Below are 17,769 nucleotides of genomic sequence, written 5' to 3' on the forward strand. Positions count from 1 at the left end.
CAGGGTGAAAACCAGGCGCTGGGTATTCGCCAGCAGTTCATGGACGCCTATCAATATGGCCACGGTTTTTCCCGGCAGGTGCTGTTTCTTCGCGATCAGGCCGAAAAGCGTTTTCTCGATGCCTTCGATTTGCGTGAAGACCTGACCCATCAGGTCAAGACGGCCTTGCAAGCCAACCCCGAACTGCTCGGCCTGTCCCTGGTATTCGAACCCAACGCGCTGGACGGCAAGGACGAACTGTTCGCCGGCCAGAGCGACATCGGCAGCAACGAAAAGGGGCGTTTTTCCTTGTACTGGTCGCAACCGACCGCAGGCAAGCTGACCTCCATGCCATTGCCGGAAAAGGACCTGGCCGACACCAGCACCGGCCCCAGCGGCGAAGCGGCCAATGCCTGGTTCACCTGCCCGCGCACCAGCCTCAAGCCTTGCGTGATCGAGCCGTACTTCTATGTGATCGACGGCCAGAACGTACTGATGACCAGCATCGTTTTTCCGTTGATGAACAAAGGCAAGCTCATCGCCTCGCTGTCGGTGGACATCAACCTCAACAGCCTGCAAGCGGTCAGCCAGAACGCCAGCAAGAAGCTCTATGACGGCCAGACCAGTGTCAGCATCATCAGCCCCGCCGGCCTGCTCGCCGGTTACAGCCCGGATGCGAGCAAACTCAGCCAGCGCCTGGAGGCGGTGGACAAGAGCACCGGTGGCGAACTCATGCGCATGCTGGCCGGCATCAACAAGACCTCCAGCCTGCACAGAGATCAGCAGCTCAAGGTCATGGCGCCCTTCCAGCCGATCCCGGACGGCAAAGCCTGGGGCGTATTGCTCGACGTACCGGAGAAAGTCCTCGTCGGCCCTGCCCAGGCACTGAAAAACCAACTGGATGAAAGCAACACCGCCGGCACCCTGACCGAACTCAGCCTGGGTGTACTGGCCGCGTTGATCGGCCTGTTGCTGGTGTGGTTGATGGCTCGCAGCGTGACCAAACCGATCCTCGGCGTGGCCCACATGCTCGAAGACATCGCCAGCGGCGAAGGCGACCTGACCCGCCGCCTGGCCTATGACAAAAAGGATGAACTGGGCCAACTGGCCGGCTGGTTCAACCGTTTCCTCGACAAGCTGCAACCGATCATCGCCGAGGTCAAACGCTCGGTGCAGGACGCCCGCGGCACGGCGGACCAGTCATCGGCCATCGCCACCCAGACCAGCGCCGGCATGGAGCAGCAGTATCGCCAGGTCGACCAGGTTGCCACCGCGTCGCATGAGATGAGCGCCACCGCCCAGGACGTCGCCCGCAGCGCCGCGCAGGCAGCACAAGCGGCACGGGATGCCGACCAGGCCACCCGCCAGGGCTTGACCGTTATCGACCGCACCACCGCCAGCATCGACAACCTGGCCGCCGACATGAGCGCAGCGATGGTGCAGATCGAAGGTCTGGCCGCCAACAGCGAGAAGATCGGATCGGTCCTGGAAGTGATCCGCTCCATCGCCGAGCAGACCAACCTGCTGGCGCTCAACGCAGCCATCGAAGCGGCTCGTGCCGGTGAAGCCGGACGCGGTTTTGCCGTGGTCGCCGACGAAGTGCGCAACCTGGCACGGCGTACCCAGGAGTCGGTCGAGGAAACCCGCCTGGTGATCGAACAACTGCAAGGCGGTACCCAGGATGTGGTCGACTCGATGGGCAACAGTCATCGCCTGGCCCAGGGCAGTGTCGAACAGGTCGGCCAGGCCGTGACGGCGCTGCGACAGATCGGCGATGCGGTGACCGTGATCAGCGACATGAACCTGCAGATTGCCAGCGCCGCCGAGGAACAGAGCGCGGTGGCCGAGGAGATCAACAACAACGTGGCCACCATTCGCGACGTGACCGAGTCGCTGTCGGGGCAAGCCCAGGAGTCGGCACGGGTGAGCCAGTCGCTCAACAGCCTGGCCAATCAGCAACAGAGCCTGATGGATCAGTTCCGCGTCTAACCCCCTCTCCCTGTAGGAGCGAGCACGCTCGCGATGCAAGTTCAGCCACCGCGTGCATTCAGACAGCCCGCGTAGTCGTTGACGACCATCGCGAGCTTGCTCGCTCCTACAGGTTTTTGTGCCCGAGTGGATATCTGACGGAAGCCGATTATGCTTCAGGAAGTCCGATGACATCAGCCCCAGGGCCAGGGTGCGGCAATAAGAATATGAAGGTGCTCCGGCCTGAACAAGAACAACGGAGAAACCCCATGGCGGCAATCGACAACACATCCACCGGCAGCGCCCCCCATCACGGAATCACCAGGGAGGAACGCAAGGTCATCTTCGCCTCGTCCCTGGGCACCGTGTTCGAGTGGTACGACTTTTATCTCTACGGCTCCCTCGCCGCCATCATCGCCAAGCACTTCTTTGCCGGCGTCAACGAAACCACCGCCTTCATCTTCGCCCTGCTGGCCTTCGCTGCGGGCTTCGCCGTCCGCCCCTTCGGAGCCATTGTGTTTGGCCGGCTGGGCGACATGATCGGACGCAAACACACGTTCCTCATCACCATCATCATCATGGGTGTCTCCACCGCCGTCGTGGGCATGCTGCCCAACTACGCCACGATTGGCGTGGCGGCACCGGTCATCCTGATCAGCCTGCGCTTGTTGCAAGGGCTGGCGCTTGGCGGTGAGTACGGCGGTGCGGCCACTTACGTGGCCGAACATGCGCCCAAAGGCAAACGTGGCTTCTTCACCTCGTGGATTCAAACCACCGCGACCCTCGGCCTTTTTCTGTCGTTGCTGGTGATCCTGGCCTGCCGCACCGCCCTGGGCACCGAGGCCTTCGAAGCCTGGGGCTGGCGAATTCCGTTCCTGCTGTCGATCCTGCTGCTGATCATCTCGGTGTACATCCGCCTGCAACTCAGCGAATCGCCGGTGTTCCAGAGAATGAAGGCAGAGGGCAAGGCTTCCAAGGCGCCGCTGACCGAGTCTTTCGCCCGCTGGGAAAATCTCAAGGTCGTCATCATGTCCCTGCTCGGCGGCACTGCCGGCCAGGCCGTGGTCTGGTACACCGGACAGTTCTATGCGCTGTTTTTCCTGCTACAGACACTCAAGATCGATCCGCAAACCGCCAACCTGCTGATTGCCGGTTCCCTGCTCATCGGCACGCCGTTCTTCGTGATTTTCGGCAGCCTGTCCGACCGCATCGGCCGCAAGGGCATCATCATGGCCGGCTGCATCCTCGCGGCGCTCACCTACTTCCCGATCTTCCACGCCTTGACCCAGTACGGTAACCCCGACGTGTTCATTGCCCAGGAGAAGAACCCGGTCACGGTCATCGCCAATCCGGACCAGTGCTCGTTCCAGTTCGACCCGGTGGGCAAGGCCAAATTCACCAGTTCCTGTGACCTGGCCAAGACGGTACTGGCCAAGCGAGCCATTCCCTATCAGAACGTGAAGGCCGAACCGGGTACGGTCGCGCAGGTGCGCATTGGCGACAAAGTGATCCAGAGTTTCGAAGGCACCGGCATGCCGGCCGCCGACTTCAAGGCGCAGAACGATGCATTCACCGCCACCCTGGCCACCGCGTTGAAGGACGCCGGTTACCCTGAAAAAGCCGACCCGGCAAAGACCAACTATCCGATGGTGCTGCTGCTCCTGACGATTCTGGTGATCTACGTGACCATGGTATACGGCCCGATTGCCGCCTGGCTGGTGGAGCTGTTTCCGGCACGCATCCGCTACACCTCGATGTCGTTGCCCTATCACATCGGCAACGGCTGGTTCGGCGGTTTCCTGCCTACGGTAGCCTTCGCCATGGTCGCGGCCACAGGCGATATCTATTACGGGCTGTGGTACCCCATCGTCATTGCGGTGATGACCGCCGTTCTGGGCATTTTCTTCATGCCGGAAACCAAGGATCGGGAGATTCATCACAGCTGAGGCCGGGAGGCTGCCCGCTCTCTCGGGGATCACACACCCCCTGTGGGAGCGGGCTTGCCCGCGATAGCGGTGGGTCATATAACATTGATGGCGACTGACACTCAGCTATCGCGGGCAAGCCCGCTCCCACAGGGCGGCGGTGAAAATTCAGGAGCGCGCCGGCAACTCGACCAGCACCTTCAACCCACCCCACTCGCTGTCCTGCAGGCGCAAATCCCCACCCCAGGCCTCGACAATATCGCGCACGATGCCCAGGCCCAGCCCATGGCCGGCAGTCTGCTCATCCAGTCGTGCGCCGCGGCTCACGACCTGATCGCGGCGCTCTTCGGGGATGCCGGGGCCGTCGTCTTCCACGCTCAGCTCGAATCCTTGCACCGTCTCGACCACCGTCACCCGAACTTCGGCGTCCGCCCATTTGCAGGCGTTGTCCAATAGATTGCCGAGCAGTTCCAGCAGGTCCTCACGATCCCACGGCAAGCGCAGGTCGGGCGGAGCGCAAAAGCTCAGGTTCAGGTGTTCGCCGTGAATCACTGTCAATGTGGCCAGCAAGCCCGGCAATTCGGTGCTGCAGTCAAACAAGGCGCCAGGCAGCGCATCACCGGACAACCGTGCGCGGGTCAGTTCGCGGTTGAGCCGCCGCTCAACCTGTTCCAGTTGCTCCCTTAAGGTCTTGCGCAGTTGCGGGTGCGTATCGAGCTGCTCGCTTGAGGCCAGGCTCAGCAACACCGCCAAAGGGGTTTTCAAGGCATGACCGAGATTGCCCAGGGCATTGCGCGAACGCTTGAGACTGTCTTCGGTGTGGTTGAGCAAGTGGTTGATTTGCGCCACCAGCGGCTCGAGCTCCACGGGCACCTGATCGTCAAGTTGCGAGCGCTGGCCCTGTTGCAATTGCGCAATCTGTTTGCGAGCCCTTTCCAGCGGACGCAGGGCACGACGCACGGTGATCCGTTGCAACACCAGAATCAGCAGCAACCCGGCCAGCCCCAGGGCGAGTCCCACCTGCTGCATGCGGCGAAAGCTTTGGCGCACCGGCGTGTAGTCCTGCGCGACACTGATGGAAACTGACTGCCCCAGGCGCCGATAGTCCGAACGCAACACCAGCAATTGCTGGCCTTCGGGTCCCAATTGCAGATTGCCCTGCAGGCCGGGATGCTCCAGACGCGGCAGTTCTCGATCCCACAGCGAACGGGACCGCCATTGAGTGTCGGCAAAATCGATGTGGAAATAATGCCCGGAAAACGGTCGTTGATAGGCCGGCGGCAAGCGCCGCTCATCAAGCTGCAAGCCTTCAGGGCCGCGCACCACTGCCATCAACAGACTCTCGCTGTCGTTGCGCAACCCGGCTTCGAGGTAGCGCTGCAATCCTATTTCGAACAGCCACAGGCTGGCTTGCGCCAGCACCAGACCGACGACCACCATCACGCTGATCAGGCCCAGGCTCAGGCGGCGCTGGATCGACCTCACGGCATTTGCCCGCCGAACAGGTAGCCCTGGCCGCGACGGGTTTCGATCACGCTGCGCCCAAGTTTGCGGCGCAAGTGATTGACGTGGACTTCCAACACGTTGGAGTCGCGTTCGGTTTCACCGTCATAGAGATGTTCGGCCAGATGGGTTTTCGAGAGGATCTGCTGTGGGTGAAGCATGAAGTAACGCAACAGACGAAATTCAGCCGCGGTCAGTTGCACGTCCACGCCGTCACGGGCCACGCATTGGCGCCGTTCATCCAGTTGCCATCCTGCCGCATTGAGGGTCGGTTGATTGACATGGCCATGGGAGCGGCGTAACAGCGCCTGGACCCGCAGGTGCAATTCTTCGGGATGGAACGGCTTGGTCAGGTAATCGTCGGCTCCGGCCCTGAGCCCTTCGATGCGCTCGGCCCAGGAACCGCGGGCCGTCAGAATCAGCACCGGCGTGGCCAATCCGTCGGCACGCCAGCGGGCCAGCACCTCAAGCCCGGGCAACCCTGGCAGGCCAAGATCAAGGATGATCAAGTCATAGGGCTCGCTGGCGCCCTGATGCACGGCGTCGCGCCCATCGGCCAGCCAATCGACGGCATACCCCTGGCGATTGAGGCCGACCGTCAGTTCATCGGCCAAAGGCACGTGGTCTTCCACCAGCAGCAATCGCATCGTTCAATCTTCCTTGTCTTTGAGCAAACGGCCAGTGGCGGCATCGAGATCGAGTTCGCGAACCACCCCTTCAGCGGTCAGCAGCTCGACATCATAAATGTAGGTACCGTGCTTTTGCTCAAGCTCCGCCTCCAGCAGCTTGGCCCCCGGATAGCGATCCAGCGCCAGTTGCAGCAGTTGCTCAAGCGGCAGGATCACCCCTTGCTGGCGCAGGCGCAGGGCTTGGTCCTGATCGAGGTCGCGGGCATGGGCGAGGCCGACGGTCAGGCCCATGACGGACGCGACTAACAGGCCTGGCAGGTTTTTCATGGGTGACTCCATCTATGTCAGGTGTTGCCTGCGGCTGCACCTTAGCGATATGAACTTAACTGAAGCTGAATTGCCATCATTGGTGACAACCACACCCATCCTGTGGGAGCCGGCTTGCCTGCGATGGCATTTGCACGTCCAACATCGATGTGACGCAAACACCGCCTTCGCCGGCAAGCCGGCTCCCACAGGGTCACTGCTTCCCCAAGATGTTTATAATCGGCCCGCTTGCCCATATTCGAGACCGGTATGACCGCCATTCACATCAAGTTTCCCTCCCTCACCCTCAAGGCCGGCCCACGTGCCTTTGCACGCATACGTGAAAACGGCCTGCAAGCCGCCGACGTCGGTACGCTGCCGGGTGCGGCGGGCGGTCCGAAGGCACTGGGCATTCAAGGGCTGGACCTGGCCTTGTTCGGCCAATGGCTACCGTCGGCACCGCGCGAACGTTCGCTGATCGGTGCGTCGGTCGGTTCCTGGCGTTTCGCCAGTGCCTGCCTGCCGGACGCCGCCGAAGGCATCCGCCGCCTCGGCCATCTCTACACCGAACAGAACTTCGCCAAGGGCGTGACCATGGCGCAGATCAGCCAGAGTTCGCGGCGCATGCTCGATGACTTGCTCGACGGCCGCGACGCCGCCCTCCTCGACAACGCCCACTATCGCCTGAACATCATGGTGGTCAAAAGCCATGGTTTGCTCGCGGACGATCATCGCGGCCGTCTGGGTCTGGGACTGTCGTCGGTGATCGCCGACAACCTGCGCGGGCGCGCCCGCCTGGCGCGACACTTCGAACGCCTGATCCTGCACGATCCGCGCCTGGCACCGCCGGTCAATGCACTGAACGATTTCCCGTCGCGCTTCGTCGCCCTGGGTACCGGCAACCTGCGCCAGGCCCTGCTTGCCTCGGGCTCGATCCCGATGGTGATGGAAGGAGTACGCGACCTTCCCGGTGCCGGCGCCGGCACGTTCCGCGACGGCGGCTTGCTGGACTATCACCTGGATCTGCCCTACAGCGGCGATGACATCGTGCTCTACCCGCATTTCACCGACCGGATCATTCCCGGCTGGTTCGACAAAACCCTGCCCTGGCGCCGCGCCTGCCCCGCGCGCCTGCAGAATGTGCTGTTGCTGGCGCCATCGAAGGAATATCTGTCGCGCCTGCCCTACGGCAAACTGCCTGATCGCAACGACTTCAAGCGCTTCATGGGTGATGCCCAAAGTCGACAGAAATACTGGCGCGCAGCGATGGATGAAAGCCGTCGCCTGGGCGATGAATTCCTGGAACTGGCCGCCAATGGTCGCCTTGGCGAGCGCTTGCTGACCCTTTAGTCAGGACAAGCTGTTAAACTCGCCGCCTGCCCGAATCGCTGCGGCGAACGCCACTTCAACAGAGCTGAAAAAACCGTGGAAATCTTCAAAGAGTTTACCTTCGAGTCCGCCCATCGCCTGCCTCACGTCCCGGACGGCCACAAGTGCGGACGCCTGCACGGCCACTCCTTCAAGGTGGCGATTCACCTCAGCGGCGACCTCGATCCGCACACCGGCTGGATCCGCGACTTCTCCGAGATCAAGGCGATCTTCAAGCCGCTGTACGAGCGTCTGGACCACAACTACCTGAACGATATTCCAGGCCTGGAAAACCCGACCAGTGAAGTCCTGGCCAAGTTCATCTGGAATGAAATGAAGCCACTGCTGCCGGAGCTGAGTGCCATCCGCATTCACGAAACCTGCACCAGCGGTTGCATCTATCGCGGCGAGTAAGCCCGCAAACCTGTAGGAGCGAGCATGCTCGCGATGGACGTCAACGATGACGCTGGCGGCCTGACACCCCGCGGCGCTCCGTCGTCCATCGCGAGCTTGCTCGTTCCTACACGGGGTTGCTACAGCCGGGCTAATGTAGAGATAGTGTCTGCCCGCTTTCTCTACAAGGATCTGCCTCATGCACATCATCAATGCCCGGCTGCGTAATCAGGAAGGCCTGCATGAGCTGCACCTGGAAAACGGCCTGATCAGCAGCATCGCCCGGCAGACCGAAGCCCCGACCCTGGGGCCCGACGACCTGGACGCCGGCGGCAACCTGGTCGTACCGCCCTTTGTCGAACCCCACATCCACCTCGACGCCACACTGACGGCCGGCGAGCCTCGCTGGAACATGAGCGGCACGCTGTTCGAAGGCATCGAATGCTGGGGCGAGCGCAAAGCCACCGTTACGCTGGAAGACACCAAGACCCGCGCCTGGAAAACCATCCAGGCCCTCGCGGCCCACGGTATCCAGCACGTGCGCACCCACGTCGACGTGACCGACCCGCAACTGACTGCGCTGAAGGCGATGCTCGACATCCGCGAGGAAAGCCGCCATCTGATCGACCTGCAAATCGTCGCCTTCCCCCAGGAAGGCATCGAGTCCTATCCCAATGGCCGGGATCTGATGGAAGAAGCGATCCACATGGGCGCGGATGTGGTCGGTGGCATTCCGCACTTCGAATACACCCGCGATCAGGGCGTCAGTTCGGTGAAATTCCTGATGGACCTGGCCGAGCGCACCGGTTGCCTGGTGGATGTGCATTGCGATGAAACCGACGACCCGCATTCGCGCTTTCTCGAAGTGCTGGCAGAGGAAGCCCGCAGCCGCGGCATGGGCTCGCGGGTTACCGCCAGCCACACCACCGCCATGGGCTCCTACGACAACGCCTACTGCGCCAAGCTGTTCCGCCTGCTCGGTCACTCGGGCATCAGTTTCGTGTCCTGCCCCACCGAGAGCATTCACCTGCAAGGGCGTTTCGACAATTTTCCCAAACGCCGGGGCGTGACTCGGGTCAACGAATTGCTCGAAGCGGGGATGAACGTATGCTTCGGCCAGGACTCGGTCGTCGACCCTTGGTATCCGCTGGGTAATGGCAACATTTTGCGGGTTCTGGAAACCGGCCTGCATGTCTGTCACATGCTCGGCTACCGCAACCTGCAAAGCGCACTGGACCTGGTCACCGATAACAGCGCCAGGGCACTGGCCCTGGGTGACCGCTACGGGCTGGAACCGGGGCGACCGGCGAATCTGCTGATACTGTCGGCGCAAAGCGATTACGAAGTCATCCGCAGCCAGGGGTTGCCGCTGTATTCGATTCGTGGGGGCAAGGTGTTGATGAAGCGGAGCATGCCGGTGGTGGAGTTCGTCGGTCCGAGCTGAAATCTGCGGCGGCTCATTCGCGGGCAAGCCTCGCTCCTACAGGTTTTTTATGCCGTTCACAAAACCTGTGGGAGCGAGCCTGCTCGCGATGGCAATTTCAGACTCAACCCATCAACCGCGCCGTACCAAACAGGCTGACCCGACTCAACTCCCCCTGCTCTTCCTCCAGCAGAATCGGCGCCGTGCCCCCGGGCATCGTCACCTTCACTTCCCCGGCAGTCACCCACCCCACCCGCCAGGCCGCACACGCCACCGCACTGGCGCTGGTGCCGGAGGAAGCGGTCGGCCCTTCGCCCCGTTCGAACACCCGCGCGATCACTTGCTGTCCGCCCCCATGCATCGCCCATTGCAGGTTGATCCCCGCCGGACACGGCCGCCCCGCGCCTGCCGGCATGGCATAGGCGATACGCGTCAGGCCCTCGGACAATCCCGGCTCACGCATCCGCTCATTGGCGGGCAACGCGTTCATGTTATCCACCAACGTCACGCAATGCGGATTGCCGACCCGCACAAACTGGCTGCGCGACCAGGCACCGTCGAGCGCGGCCAATGGCGAAACATGGCTCAGTTCGCGCCCATTGAACATCGCGCTGCCAACCCCCTGCGCGCTGACCGCTTCAGGACCGAAACCGGGTTTGCCCAGATCCAGCCAGAAACCATCGACACCCCCCACCTGCGCCGCTTTTACCGAGGTTTGTCCCGGTGAAGGCGTATCTGCCTTGTCGTGGTGCACGCGGAGCACAAACGCCTGGTCCTTCGGCACAAGCCCCTGATCGCTGAGTGCCTGGGAAAAGATCGTCAGCCCGTTGCCGCTACGTTCGGCCAGGGTGCCGTCGGTATTCACGATCAACAGATCGAAAGGCGGCGCCGACTGGAACGGCCCCACCAGCAATCCGTCGCTGCAATGATCCTTGCTGCCGGGTGGTTGTGTACCCGGTGCCCAGGAACAGCAGGCGTCGATGGCCGCCAGCGCCCAGGTGTCACGGTTTTTTGCAGCGGTGCCGGCCTGATCGGGCACATCGATGCCCAGGCTGCGCAGCTCCTGCGGCGCCACAACCCGGTAGATATTGCCTCGTGCATCGTACGTGTGCGCCATGACGCGCTCCCTGTCGCAATGAATGGTCTGCCCCAACATATCGCGAAACACGCCCCGGCTGTGCAAGGATATCCAATTGTCGGAGCACAAAACCCCGCCGGCACTGATCGAACCCCCGCCCCCGATCAGTGTCCCTTGGGGTGCGACGTTTTTTGCCAGGGATCGATATGACCGACCTCAACACCCAGACCTCTTTCGTTCCAGGGCGCCTGGAACAAATGTCCACGCGCATCGCGTTCTTCATCGCCGGTTTCGGTATCGCCGCGTGGGCCCCACTGGTGCCCTACGCCAAGGCCAGGGCCGGGCTGGACGAAGGCACCCTCGGTTTGTTGCTGCTGTGCCTGGGGGTTGGATCGATTCTGGCGATGCCCATGGCCGGCGTGCTGGCCACACGCTTCGGTTGTCGCAAAGTGGCGAGCGGCGGGACATTGCTGATCTGTATCGCCTTGCCGTTGTTGGCATCGGTGTCGTCGATCCCGGCATTGATTACCGCCTTGTTTTTGTTCGGTGCCGGGCTTGGCACCGTGGATTCGACGGTGAACCTGCAAGCGGTGATCGTCGAGCGGGCCAGCGGCAAGACCATGATGTCGGGCTTTCACGGCATGTTCAGCCTGGGTGGAATCGTCGGTGCGGCAGGTGTCAGCGGATTGCTCGGTCTCGGGCTTTCGCCTTTTGGCGCCATGCTGGTGGTGATCGCCCTGCTGCTGATCGCCTTCATCAAAGCAGTACCGCATCTTCTGCCCTATGCCGGTGAGCATTCGGGGCCGGCGTTTGCCGTTCCCCATGGCATCGTGCTGTTCATCGGCGGGATGTGCTTTATCGTGTTCCTCGCCGAAGGCGCAGCCCTGGATTGGAGCGCCGTGTTCCTGGCTCAGGAGCGCGGGATCGACAAGGCCTATGCCGGATTGGGTTACGCCGCGTTTGCCCTGACCATGACGGCCGGTCGATTGACCGGTGACGCCGTCGTGCATCGCCTGGGCGCGACACGGGTGATTGTCTTCGGTGGGGCGACAGCGGCAGTCGGCCTGTTACTGGCGACATTCGTCCCGAGCTGGGAAGCGGCGCTGGCGGGTTACGCACTGCTGGGTGCCGGCTGCTCGAACATTGTCCCGGTGCTGTACACCGCCGTGGGCAAGCAGAAGGTCATGCCCGAAAGCATCGCCGTACCGGCCATCACGACCCTCGGCTACGCCGGGATCCTCGCGGGGCCTGCGATGATCGGCTTCATCGCCCATGGCAGCAGCCTGAGTTTCGCCTTCGGCTTGATGGCGCTGTTGCTGCTGGCGGTGGCGATTGGCGGGAAGGTGTTGAAGGCCTGAAACCTCACCCAACAGACACCACCCCCCGTAGGAGCGAGGCTTGCCCGCGAAGACGGTGTATCAGGCGAAACAATCATTTCGTCTGTAATGGCCTCTTCGCGGGCAAGCCTCGCTCCTACGGGTTCATCGGTGTCATGCAGACCGTGGATCAGAACCCGACGCTGGCCTGTACAAAGAAGGTGCGCGGTGCACCGACGTACATGCCCGAGTTGTTGTCGCTGGAGCGGGTGAAGTACTGCTTGTCGAAGATGTTCTTCACGCCCGCGCCGAGCTTCAGGTTCGACACTTGCGGACCGAAGTCATAACCACCGCGCACGTTCCAGGTGACGTAACCCGGAATGTCGCCGTACTGGCCATCGGCGGTGCCTTCGGTGATGTAGTTGTGGGTGAAGCTGCCGTCGGCGTTCACGGCAACGCCGGGCGCGCGCTGCTGGGACTGCGCAAAGGCATCGAGGTTATAGGTCCAGCGGTTGATGTCGTAACGCAGGCCCACGGTTGCCACCTGACGCGAGTAGAACGGCAGGTCGCGGCCCTTGAAGTCCGGGATTTCCCCTTCATAGACGGCACGGGTGTAAGTGAACCCGGCATTGGCGGTCAAGCCTGCCAGGCGCGGGTCCAGCGCGGCCATGTCGTAATGCACCGATGTTTCGATACCCCGGTGTGTGGTCGCGCCAAGGTTGGTCCAACCCGCGTCGTTACTGATGTACTGCAGCTCCTTGTCGAAGTCGATGTAGAACAGCGTCACTTCGCCGCCCCACACCTCATCGTTGTAGCGCGTACCGATCTCGTAGGTCTTGGCTTTTTCCGGCTCCAGCCCGTTGGCGGTGTTGTCACCCACCCCACCCTGGCCGAGCTGGAAGTACTGCAAGGCACCGAACGACGTTTCGTAGTTGGCGAACAATTTCCAGGCGTCGGAGATGTGATACATCACGCTCAAGGCCGGCAGCGGCTCGTTGCTTTCGATACTGCGGTGCTTTTCCGGAACAGGCTTGCCGGCGGTGTCGAGTACCGGGCGATCGTGCCAGTCGGTGCTGATGTGTTCGAAACGGATACCGGGCGTGACGGTCCAGTTGCCGACATCGATTTTGTTGTCGACATACACCGAGTTGGCCTCGGTGCCGCCGGTGCGGTCCTGATACACATGACCGTCCGACGACTTGGTCGCCACCGGCTCGTTGTTGACCAGCGCCAGGCGACTGGCCTCCTCGTGCATGCCTTCCTTGAGGTAGCGATAACCGACACTGACTTCCTGAGTGGTCGGGCCGACGTCGAACACATGGGACACCCGCGGTTCGATGCCGAAGGTGTAGTAAGTGCGCGGGAACGAGCCAAGGGTCTTCTGGTCGCGGGCGGCAATGTTGCTGCCACGGAAACTGTCGGAGTAGTAGGTCAGCACTTCCGCCTGGGTCCGGTCGTCGATCTGGCGCGCCCACTTGAACGAGACATCCTTGCGACGGCCGCTGAAGTTGTCGTTGTTGCGGTCGGACTGGAACGGATCGGCATCGTACTGCGCCTGGGTCAGACCGCCGGGCATGTCGGCGCTGGCATCGTAGTAGTGAAAGTTCAGGCTGAAATCGTCGACATCCGTCGGCGCCCAGTGCGTCTTGAGGATCACATCGTCGATGTCGTTGCCGTTGTTGCGCTCGCGGTAGCCGTTGCCGTTCACGCCGGAGTACAGCAGCGCCACACCCATGCCGTTGTCGGCAGTGCCGCCCATGAACGCCGTGTCGATGTGCTTCCAGCCACCGTGCTGGGAGGTCTCCAGCGTGGTGCCGATTTCAGCGGAGGCTTTTTCCGGGATCGCACGGGTCACGAAGTTGATCACGCCACCCACGTTCTGCGGCCCATAACGCACGGAGCCGGCGCCGCGGACCACGTCGATGCTGTCGAGGTTGCCGGAGGAGATTGGCGCCATGGACAGTTGAGGCTGGCCATAAGGCGCGAACGCCGCCGGAACACCGTCGATCAGCACCGTGGAGCGTGGCGACAGCCGCGACGTCAGGCCGCGCACGCCGACGTTGAGGGAGATGTCGCTGCCGCCGGTGCCGTTGGCGTCCTGCACCTGCACGCCAGGAACACGCTTCAGCACGTCGCCGACGTTCATCGCGCCCTGTTCGACCATGGCCTCGCGGCGGACCACGGTCCGCGCGCCCGGATGATTCTGTACCACGGCGGCATCGGCATCACCGAGCCAGTCGCCCACCACCTTGATATCGGTCGCGCTCAACTCCAGCGGACCGTTGGACGCGGACGACGGCGCGGGCATCAATGTCACCGAACCTTCATCGATCTGATACTGCAGGCCGCTGCCCTGCAACAACTGGCGCAACGCCTCTTCCGGCGCGAAATTGCCGTCCACCGCCGGGGCCTGCTTGCCGGCGACGAGTTCAGGGCTGAAAAAAACCTGCAGCGAGGTTTGCTGGCCCAGTTGGGTCAATGCCTGGCCCAGGGGTTGCGCCTGGATATGAATGGCATCGGCAGCGAATGCCTGGGGCATTGCAGCGTTGACCGCCAGCGCGAGTGCCAGCGGCAACCAGGAGAAGGTTGAAGGTTTAGCGGTGGATTCTTTCACGTCGAACGTAGTCCTGTGGATCGCAAGCGTATGCGTTTGTTAATGCAAACCAGTTGCAGTTGAACAGGAAGACGATGAACTCGAAAAAAACCTGAATATTATTTTGAAATTATTTCCTGGCTGCCGTCATCGAGGGTGCGCACGGCCACCGGAAGGATGTTCGGCAAGGCCTTGAGCAAGGCGTCGGTGTTATCGGACTTGAACACACTGGTCAGGCGCAGATTGCCCACCGCCGCGCTGCCGACCTTCAATGGCTTGTCCCGATAACGGGAAACCTGTTCGGCAACATCGCTCAGGCTGGCGTTGTTGAACACCAGTTTGCCGCTGCGCCAGGCCGTCAGTTCTGCCGGATTGACCGCATAGGCAGGCGCAACCTTGCCCGAGGCATCTACATGGGTCCCCATGCCCGCGGTCAGGCTGACGAAGTCACTGTCGGACGCCGAACGTCCCTGTACCTTGACCGTACCCTGCTCCACCACGACGCGGGTTTCGGCGCTGCCCCGGCGCACATCGAAGCGCGTTCCGGTGACCGTGACCTTGCCGCTGCCAGCCTCGACCACAAAGGGGCGGCTGGTGTCATGCTGGACGCTGAACATGGCCTCGCCTTCGGCCAACTCGACGGCGCGGCGATTGTTTTCAAAACGCACCTCGATCCGGCTGCGGCTGTCCAGATCGATCACCGAGCCATCCGGCAACGCCACCTGCCGACGCTCGCCCAGCGCCGTGGAAAACGCTGCCGTGTAGGCTGATGGCTGATTCAATCCGCTGAACAAGCCAAGACCGACCGCCACCGCCAGTACACCGGCAGCCACGGCATAGCGCGCCCATGCCCTGCGTTTTGTGCGGGTCGGCGCTTCCTCGCACAGGGCTTGCAAGCGTGCCGCCGGCACCAGGTCGGCGGCCTTCCACAAGCCCTGGAGCACCTCGAATTCGTTTCGGTGTTGCGGATGTTCATTCAACCAGGCTTCAAACCGGCGGCGCGCATCGACATCGACCACCGGTTCCTGCAAACGCACAAACCAGCACGCCGCTTCATCGCGAACCGTTGTTTGCCCGCACGCGCAATCACGAGTATCCATCATGGAAGTTCCTGTTTGGCCGGGGATGAGAAAGCGCGCCCGCTCATGGGTACAGTCCTTCAAGGCGGTCGCGCAGATGCCGCAGCGTGCGGATCATATACTTTTCCACCATGTTCCTGGACAGCCCCAGGCGTTCGGCGATTTCTGCCTGGGTCAGGCCTTCGATTTTCTGCCAGACAAACACCTTTCGGCAGTTGACCGGCAGCTCGCCGAGCGCCTGTTCGATGGAGTCGGCCAATTGGATCGCATGCATGAAATGCTCCGGGTCGCCGGTGGGCGACTCACTGTGATCAATCGCCTCTGACTCCATGGCGCCCCGCCGATCCTCACGCCGAAACCCATCCACCGCGATATTGCGTGCGGTCTGGTGCAGGTACGCCCGAGGCTGCTGCACCACCGCCGAATCGGACTCGAGCACGCGCACAAAGGTGTCGTGGGCCAGATCCTCGGCCTGCTGACGATTTCTCAGGCGACGGGTCCAGGTGCCAACCAACTCTTCGTAGTGCTCGAAAAAGCCGTGTCTGCGGGGCAGCTTGGGGGTCATTGCGGCATGCTGTGTAAACGGGGCGTGAATAGTAATGCTTCGTATTAACAAGATGCAATCACCTCCGATCCCCGACCAGGACAGGTCATGGAAATTACCGGTACTCACAATTGGGTACTTATCCGTCTCATCTATTTGGGTACTTCGAAAGACGCAGACGCATGACAGCGCTGGCACTCGCGCACCGGCCCGGCCGCATGCAGCACTTGCACCTCTTTAAGATGGCAGTCACGACACAGGGTATGGAAGTCCTGTTCGATGCGCAGTGCCAGTGCCGGCGTCTTCTTATGGCACAGCAGGCAGCTACGTTCTCCGGTGGGCGCCGAAGGTGAATGGTCTGAGTAATCGTGGTGACAGGTCAGGCAGTTAACCTTGCCATGCGCCTGATGATTGAAATCCAGTGGCAGCATGGGACGGTTTCGAACCCATTCGGAATGCCCGGCAAAAAACACGTATCCGAGCGTGGCAACCGGCACCAGCCACAGGAGCCAATACACGCGCTTCAAAGCGGCAGATCACTGTTGGCCAGCAACGAATAGCCGACTGCCAGTGTCAGGGCAAAAAGTACCACCGCTGCACTTAGCCAACTGGCGAAAGCTGCGGTATGACGTCGCCTTGGACCAACACCGCGCTCCAACGCAGATCGGGGAAGCAAAGGCTTCAAGATCGCCACACCGATCAGCCCACCCCATAGAAGTGATTTCCACAGCTCTCGGGTATAGAAACCCACACTGATCACATGCCACGACATCATGGCCAGCATCAGCACGCCCAGCCCGTAATGCCAATGCTTGAAATGCTTGTGATTGCGCCAGATTTTTCGGCGCATGCCTGCCAGGCTGGCAGGCACCAGAGCCACCAACAGCAGCGTTGCCAGCGTGCCACTGAGCATGGACCAGCCAGCAGAAGGTTTGAGGTAGTCGATGACCAGAGGCTCACTGACCAGCAAAACGCCAATGTGCACAATCAACAGCAGCGTGGCGGCGTAGCCCAGGTCGCGATGCAGATTCATGAAGAATTTGCCGTCGTAGTACGGCTGAGACAGCGGACGACCGCTGAAAACGAACAGCAACGCCATCAACAGGCCAGAAAAAAGCCCGGCGGCATTGGCAAAGTCCCAGGCTGGATTGACACCCGGCATGGCGTTTTCGAGCAACAACAGCATGAAAGGCAGCGCACTGAGGATCGTCAGGCGAATGATGAGTGCGACCATCCCGGGCCTCCTCCAGGACAGAGCCCTGCTGAATCCGTTTATATCGGCGATTATCGTCGCGATTTCTGTCAGGCATTGGCACTTGGCTGCCAGATTTGTTGTTGGCTGTGACAGTTATTCGAACGATGCTCTCGACTCAGTTGGGGGGTACTCGTGGGGCCGCTTTTTGCGTCAGGAGCGAGCGTGTTTAAAGGCCGTCAGGGTTACTTGATGAAAGCTACAAGACCTTGCGTCGTTGCCTACGGTTACGCCAGAATCCGCCGGCTTGAGCGCATAGGGCTCGGGTTCTATCGTTTCCCGGTCGCTGAAAAAAACAGCGATCGGGTTTGGTAGCCCGGTTGACTTATGTGCATAGCTACACCTGCTGCAAGCCTTTTAGCTTGTGGTTTTAATGGTGGTCATGCGCAGGGCGCTTTCGAGCGCGCCGGTTT

14 protein-coding genes and 2 pseudogenes are annotated in these 17,769 nt (G+C 61.6%); 7 read left to right on the forward strand and 9 right to left on the reverse strand.

Translation table 11 applies throughout. The features are described 5' to 3' along the window. Positions 1–39 precede the first annotated feature (39 nt). The 3 genes and pseudogenes from ACQKP2_RS14485 to ACQKP2_RS14495 all read left to right on the forward strand — a co-directional run. A pseudogene (locus tag ACQKP2_RS14485) lies at positions 40–1,110 on the forward strand (PDC sensor domain-containing protein); the annotation flags it as partial. Between the two features lie 318 nt (positions 1,111–1,428). Beyond that, a pseudogene (locus ACQKP2_RS14490) lies at positions 1,429–1,968 on the forward strand (methyl-accepting chemotaxis protein); the annotation flags it as partial. Between the two features lie 248 nt (positions 1,969–2,216). After that, positions 2,217–3,893 (forward strand): MFS transporter, encoded by a 1,677-nt coding sequence (locus tag ACQKP2_RS14495; protein ID WP_427577336.1) that lies wholly within the window; start codon positions 2,217–2,219, stop codon positions 3,891–3,893. Between the two features lie 147 nt (positions 3,894–4,040). Here ACQKP2_RS14495 and ACQKP2_RS14500 read toward each other — a convergent pair whose 3' ends face one another. From ACQKP2_RS14500 to ACQKP2_RS14510, 3 genes are read right to left on the reverse strand one after another with little or no spacing between them, the layout of a single operon-like run. Continuing rightward, the gene (locus tag ACQKP2_RS14500; protein ID WP_427577337.1) at positions 4,041–5,357 is read right to left on the reverse strand and encodes a sensor histidine kinase; all 1,317 of its coding nucleotides are present in this window, start codon (positions 5,355–5,357) and stop codon (positions 4,041–4,043) included. Then, positions 5,354–6,022: a response regulator transcription factor gene (locus ACQKP2_RS14505; protein WP_427577338.1), complete on the reverse strand. Its 669-nt coding sequence runs from the start codon at positions 6,020–6,022 to the stop codon at positions 5,354–5,356. The genes ACQKP2_RS14500 and ACQKP2_RS14505 overlap by 4 nt, the downstream gene beginning before the upstream one ends. A gap of 3 nt (positions 6,023–6,025) precedes the next feature. Then, positions 6,026–6,295, reverse strand: a complete 270-nt coding sequence (locus ACQKP2_RS14510) for a PepSY domain-containing protein (protein ID WP_427577387.1) — start codon at positions 6,293–6,295, stop codon at positions 6,026–6,028. A 285-nt stretch (positions 6,296–6,580) separates the two neighbouring features. Here ACQKP2_RS14510 and ACQKP2_RS14515 point away from each other — a divergent pair, with 285 nt between their 5' ends. From ACQKP2_RS14515 to codA, 3 genes are all read left to right on the forward strand, one after another. Beyond that, a complete protein-coding gene (locus ACQKP2_RS14515; protein WP_427577339.1) occupies positions 6,581–7,660 on the forward strand; it encodes a patatin-like phospholipase family protein in 1,080 nt (359 codons plus the stop codon). Positions 7,661–7,735: 75 nt separating this feature from the next. Then, positions 7,736–8,092 carry a 6-carboxytetrahydropterin synthase QueD gene (gene queD, locus ACQKP2_RS14520; protein ID WP_003223505.1) on the forward strand — a complete coding sequence of 119 codons (357 nt, stop codon included), beginning with the start codon at positions 7,736–7,738 and terminating at the stop codon, positions 8,090–8,092. A gap of 178 nt (positions 8,093–8,270) precedes the next feature. After that, positions 8,271–9,515 carry a cytosine deaminase gene (gene codA, locus ACQKP2_RS14525; RefSeq protein WP_427577341.1) on the forward strand — a complete coding sequence of 415 codons (1,245 nt, stop codon included), beginning with the start codon at positions 8,271–8,273 and terminating at the stop codon, positions 9,513–9,515. A gap of 103 nt (positions 9,516–9,618) precedes the next feature. Here the strand turns inward: codA and ACQKP2_RS14530 are convergent, their stop codons facing one another. After that, a complete protein-coding gene (locus tag ACQKP2_RS14530) occupies positions 9,619–10,611 on the reverse strand; it encodes a diaminopimelate epimerase (protein ID WP_427577342.1) in 993 nt (330 codons plus the stop codon). A gap of 167 nt (positions 10,612–10,778) precedes the next feature. Here ACQKP2_RS14530 and ACQKP2_RS14535 point away from each other — a divergent pair, with 167 nt between their 5' ends. Then, entirely contained in the window at positions 10,779–11,930 is a 1,152-nt protein-coding gene (locus ACQKP2_RS14535) for an MFS transporter (RefSeq protein ID WP_427577343.1), read from the forward strand. A gap of 148 nt (positions 11,931–12,078) precedes the next feature. Here the strand turns inward: ACQKP2_RS14535 and ACQKP2_RS14540 are convergent, their stop codons facing one another. The 5 genes from ACQKP2_RS14540 to ACQKP2_RS14560 all read right to left on the reverse strand — a co-directional run bounded on the left by ACQKP2_RS14540 (position 12,079) and on the right by ACQKP2_RS14560 (position 17,338). Beyond that, positions 12,079–14,502 (reverse strand): TonB-dependent siderophore receptor, encoded by a 2,424-nt coding sequence (locus tag ACQKP2_RS14540; protein ID WP_427577344.1) that lies wholly within the window; start codon positions 14,500–14,502, stop codon positions 12,079–12,081. Positions 14,503–14,600: 98 nt separating this feature from the next. Further along, positions 14,601–15,584 carry a FecR family protein gene (locus tag ACQKP2_RS14545; protein ID WP_427577345.1) on the reverse strand — a complete coding sequence of 328 codons (984 nt, stop codon included), beginning with the start codon at positions 15,582–15,584 and terminating at the stop codon, positions 14,601–14,603. A 40-nt stretch (positions 15,585–15,624) separates the two neighbouring features. Then, entirely contained in the window at positions 15,625–16,125 is a 501-nt protein-coding gene (locus ACQKP2_RS14550) for a sigma-70 family RNA polymerase sigma factor (RefSeq protein WP_427577347.1), read from the reverse strand. Positions 16,126–16,256: 131 nt separating this feature from the next. After that, positions 16,257–16,622 carry a cytochrome c3 family protein gene (locus ACQKP2_RS14555; protein WP_427577349.1) on the reverse strand — a complete coding sequence of 122 codons (366 nt, stop codon included), beginning with the start codon at positions 16,620–16,622 and terminating at the stop codon, positions 16,257–16,259. Positions 16,623–16,627: 5 nt separating this feature from the next. Further along, entirely contained in the window at positions 16,628–17,338 is a 711-nt protein-coding gene (locus ACQKP2_RS14560; RefSeq protein ID WP_427577350.1) for a ferric reductase-like transmembrane domain-containing protein, read from the reverse strand. Between the last annotated feature and the right edge of the window lie 431 nt (positions 17,339–17,769).

The organism is Pseudomonas sp. NPDC089569 (assembly GCF_050280625.1).
In the GTDB taxonomy this organism is placed as follows: Bacteria; Pseudomonadota; Gammaproteobacteria; order Pseudomonadales; family Pseudomonadaceae; genus Aquipseudomonas.